The following is a 3,600-nucleotide window of genomic DNA, read 5'->3' as shown; positions in this document are numbered from 1 at the left end:
ATCCGGTGCCTCAAGCGCTACGTCGCCCGCGAGCTCTACCAGATCATCACCTCAAACGATCTTGAACTAGCCGCTTCACATCCATAGGAGCATCCATGCACATCCGGGTCATCAACCCCAACACCACCGTGGCGATGACCGAGAAGATCGAGCTGAGTGCCCGGGCCGTGATCGGTCCGGGCACCCGCCTCGACGCGGTCACACCCGCGCTGGGCCCGGCGTCGATCGAGAGCCACTACGACGAGGCGCTCAGCGTCCCCGGCATCCTGACCGAGGTCGCTGGCGGGGAGCGGGCCGGCGTCGACGGGTACGTGATCGCCTGCTTCGGTGATCCCGGCCTGGATGCGGCGCGGGAGCTGGCGTCCGGGCCGGTGATCGGCATCGCCGAGGCCGCGATGCACGCGGCCATGCTGCTCGGCCGCGGCTTCAGCGTGGTGACCACGCTCGACCGGACCCGCGGCCGGGCCTGGGAGCTGGCCGCGCGCTACGGCGCGGGCCGGGCTTGCCGAGGCGTGTACGGGTGCGCCATCCCGGTCCTGGAACTCGACACGGACCCGGACACCGTCGAACGGGTGATCGCCGTGGGCCGGGCCGCCCTGGAACGCGACGACTCGGACGTCATCGTGCTGGGCTGCGCGGGCATGGCCGACCTCTGCGCACGGGTGTCCGCCGAACTGGGCGTCCCGGTGGTGGACGGCGTGGCCGCCGCGACGGTGTTCGTGCAGTCGCTGGTGACGCTGGGCCTGCGGACGTCACCCGTAGGCGAATATGCGGCCCCGCCGCCGAAGCACTACACCGGCCTTCTCGCCGGGTTCACCCGGCCTGACCTGGCAGGATGGTCGGCAGGACCCGACTGAGGAGCTGCCATGCCGCTGGACGACTTCGACCGGTACCCGCTGCTGTTCGGGCCCTCGCCCGTGCACCGCCTGGACCGGCTCACCCGGCACCTCGGCGGCGCCGCCGTGTGGGCCAAGCGCGAGGACTGCAACTCCGGCATCGCGTACGGCGGCAACAAGACCCGCAAGCTCGAATACCTGGTCGCCGACGCGCTGGCCCAGGGCTGCGACACGCTCGTCTCGATCGGCGGCGTGCAGTCCAACCACACCCGGCAGGTCGCCGCCGTGGCCGCGTACGCGGGACTGAAGTGCGTGCTGATCCAGGAGAGCTGGGTCGACTGGCCGGACAGCGTCTACGACAAGGTCGGCAACATCCTGCTCAGCCGGCTCGCCGGGGCCGACGTACGGCTGGTCAAGGCCGGCTTCGGCATCGGCTTCAAGGAGAGCTGGGACCAGGCCATCGCGGAGGTGGAGGCGCGCGGCGGGAAACCGTACGCGATCCCGGCCGGCGCCTCCGACCACCGGCTCGGCGGTCTCGGCTTCGCCAACTGGGCGCGCGAGGTGGCCGACCAGGAGGCCCAGCTCGGGGTCTTCTTCGACACGGTGGTGGTCTGCTCGGTGACCGGCAGCACCCAGGCCGGGATGATCGCGGGCTTCGCGGCGCTGGGCGACGACCGGCCGCGGCGGGTGCTGGGCATCGACGGCTCGGCCAAGCCGGCGGAGACCTGGGACCAGGTGGCCCGGATCGCCCGCAACACGGCCGAGCTGATCGGCCTGGGCCGCGAGCTGCGCGACGACGAGATCCTGCTGGACGACCGCTACCACGCGGGCATCTACGGCATCCCGGACGAGACAACCCTGGAAGCGATGCGGCTGGCCGCCCGGACCGAGGGCATGATCACCGACCCGGTGTACGAGGGCAAGTCGATGGCCGGCCTGATCGACCTGGTCACCCGGGGCGAGATCAGCAAGGACGCGACGGTCCTGTACGCCCACCTCGGCGGGCAGCCGGCCCTGAACGCGTACAGCGCCATCGTCTGAAAATCAGCGGACGGCATCGCCTGCCGGCCGCACACTGCCTGGCGATGACTTTCTACGAATCGGCCCGGACCATCGCCGGGCAGCTGCAGCGCGGCCTCGGCCGGGGCGCCCGCGAGGCGAGCGACGCCGAGACCGTGTACGCGTGTGTCCGCCGTGACTTCCGCTGGTGGTGGAGCATCGACGAGCGCGCTGTTTACCTGGCCCGGCTGATCCGTGACCTCGGGCTCAGCGCCGAGCCACTCACCGACCGGCTGCACGCCGCGGATCCCGACGAGGAGAACAACGAGTTCACCAACACGCTGGAGGTCCTGGAAGTTCTGGGCCGGGCCGGTGTGGACGGCGTGGTGGACGAGGTCCGCCGCTACGTGATCGAAGGCTCCCGAGGGTGGGAGGTGCTGCAGGTGGTGTCGCGGGAGTGGCCCGTCGAGCACTGGGAGGACCTGCGGCCACCGGTGGACGGCCCGGCCGCGCCGAAATCGGCCGTCCCGCCGGGTGATCCGGCCGTCCCGCCGGGTGATCCGGCCGTCCCGCCGGGGGATGAGGAGCGGGAGACGGCCGACCCGGACCGCTGGAACAGGTTGCTCTTTGCCGCCGCCCACGGCGATGAGTCTGATGTGCCGCTGCTGCTCGACGGCATCGCCTGGCTCGATACCCGCGCCGGCGACCGTTGCGGCTACGACCGCCTCGTCGACGGACTGGCGCGCATCGGCGGACCGGGCACGGCCGGCGTCCCGAAGCTGCTGCGCCGGTTGTGGTTCACCCCGCACAGCTACGAACGCGCGAGCTATCTGCGTGCTTACCTCGCGCTGGATCCGGACGGCGCCGAGAGTGGCCTGCGGGAAGGGCTGTGGGACTGCGAGGGGGACGTCCGCTTGCTGGCCGTGCAGCGGGTGCGGCTCTCTCCCCGGATCCGGGAACGCCTGGTCTACCTGCGCGACGACCCCATCGAAACCCCCGACGTCCGCGACGCGGCGGCCGCTCGGCTGGCGCCGTGATCGTCTACGACTCCCCGGACACAGTCGCCGGGCAGTTGCAGCGGGGGCTCGGCCGGGGCGCCCGCGCGGTCCGGGATCCGGCGCTCGTCGAGGCCTGCCTGCGGCACCAGTACGCCTGGGACTGGCAGGTCGATTCACGGGATGTCTATCTGGCCCGGCTCGTCCGGGACCTCGGCCTGCCGATCCAGCCGATCCTCGCGCGGCTGCACGCCGCCGAGCCGGAGTTCACTGTCGCTCTCGGTGTGCTGGCCTGTCTGGGCGCGGCCGGGTTCGAGGAGGTGATTGCCGGCGTCCGCGACTACATCTTGCGCGGGCAGCGCGGACCGGAAGTGCTCGAACACATCGATCGGAAGCCGCCGGCGCAGCGGAGTGCGCCGCCGTCGCCGCACCTGGCTTGGTCGAACGGCGAGCTGCTGGCCGTGCTGCGAGATCCGGCACGCGAGCGGCTGCACCGATCGGTGCTGCGTGAACTGGCCCGGCGCCCAGGCGAGCCGGAGCTGCTCGACGCGTTGAACACATTGGACACCGCTGGGCGCCTTCGGCCGCCCGCCAGTGCGCGACACCCTGGATCAGACGCTGCGCTGGGTGGCGCCGTCGCCCGGGCCATCGCGCCGCTGGGCAGCGTAGCGGTGCCGGCCGCCCGGCGCTGGGCCGCAGCCGCCCGGCTGGAAAGCTGAGGGCATGGCTTCCTACGTGGTGACCGGCGGTGGACGTGGCGTCGGCCGGGC

At 71.9% G+C, this 3,600-nt stretch carries 4 protein-coding genes; all 4 read left to right on the top strand.

Features of this window, described 5'->3' with window-relative positions:
• Positions 1-95: 95 nt before the first annotated feature.
• Genes AB0C29_RS38405 through AB0C29_RS38390 form a run of 4 tightly spaced genes read left to right on the top strand, consistent with a single transcriptional unit; the run spans position 96 to position 3,549 of the window.
• The gene (locus tag AB0C29_RS38405; protein ID WP_360831259.1) at positions 96-857 is read left to right on the top strand and encodes an aspartate/glutamate racemase family protein; all 762 of its coding nucleotides are present in this window, start codon (positions 96-98) and stop codon (positions 855-857) included.
• 9 nt (positions 858-866) lie between these two features.
• On the top strand, positions 867-1,877 hold the full coding sequence (locus AB0C29_RS38400) for a 1-aminocyclopropane-1-carboxylate deaminase (RefSeq protein WP_360555260.1): 1,011 nt from the start codon (positions 867-869) through the stop codon (positions 1,875-1,877).
• A 44-nt stretch (positions 1,878-1,921) separates the two neighbouring features.
• Positions 1,922-2,872: a hypothetical protein gene (locus AB0C29_RS38395; RefSeq protein ID WP_360831256.1), complete on the top strand. Its 951-nt coding sequence runs from the start codon at positions 1,922-1,924 to the stop codon at positions 2,870-2,872.
• Positions 2,869-3,549 carry a hypothetical protein gene (locus AB0C29_RS38390; protein WP_360831254.1) on the top strand — a complete coding sequence of 227 codons (681 nt, stop codon included), beginning with the start codon at positions 2,869-2,871 and terminating at the stop codon, positions 3,547-3,549. Before AB0C29_RS38395 ends, AB0C29_RS38390 begins: the two co-directional genes overlap by 4 nt.
• Positions 3,550-3,600: the final 51 nt, after the last annotated feature.

It is taken from the genome of Actinoplanes sp. NPDC048791, assembly GCF_040650095.1.
Classification (GTDB): domain Bacteria; phylum Actinomycetota; class Actinomycetes; order Mycobacteriales; family Micromonosporaceae; genus Actinoplanes.
The sequence above is the reverse complement of the archived record's forward strand: the minus strand, read 5'-3'. Positions and strand labels throughout refer to the sequence as shown.

Bases quoted from the DNA above. Each gene is read 5' to 3' on its own strand.
- AB0C29_RS38405 (WP_360831259.1), top strand. From the start codon at position 96: ATGCACATCCGGGTCATCAACCCCAACACCACCGTGGCGATGACCGAG.
- AB0C29_RS38400 (WP_360555260.1), top strand. From the start codon at position 867: ATGCCGCTGGACGACTTCGACCGGTACCCGCTGCTGTTCGGGCCCTCG.
- AB0C29_RS38395 (WP_360831256.1), top strand. From the start codon at position 1,922: ATGACTTTCTACGAATCGGCCCGGACCATCGCCGGGCAGCTGCAGCGC.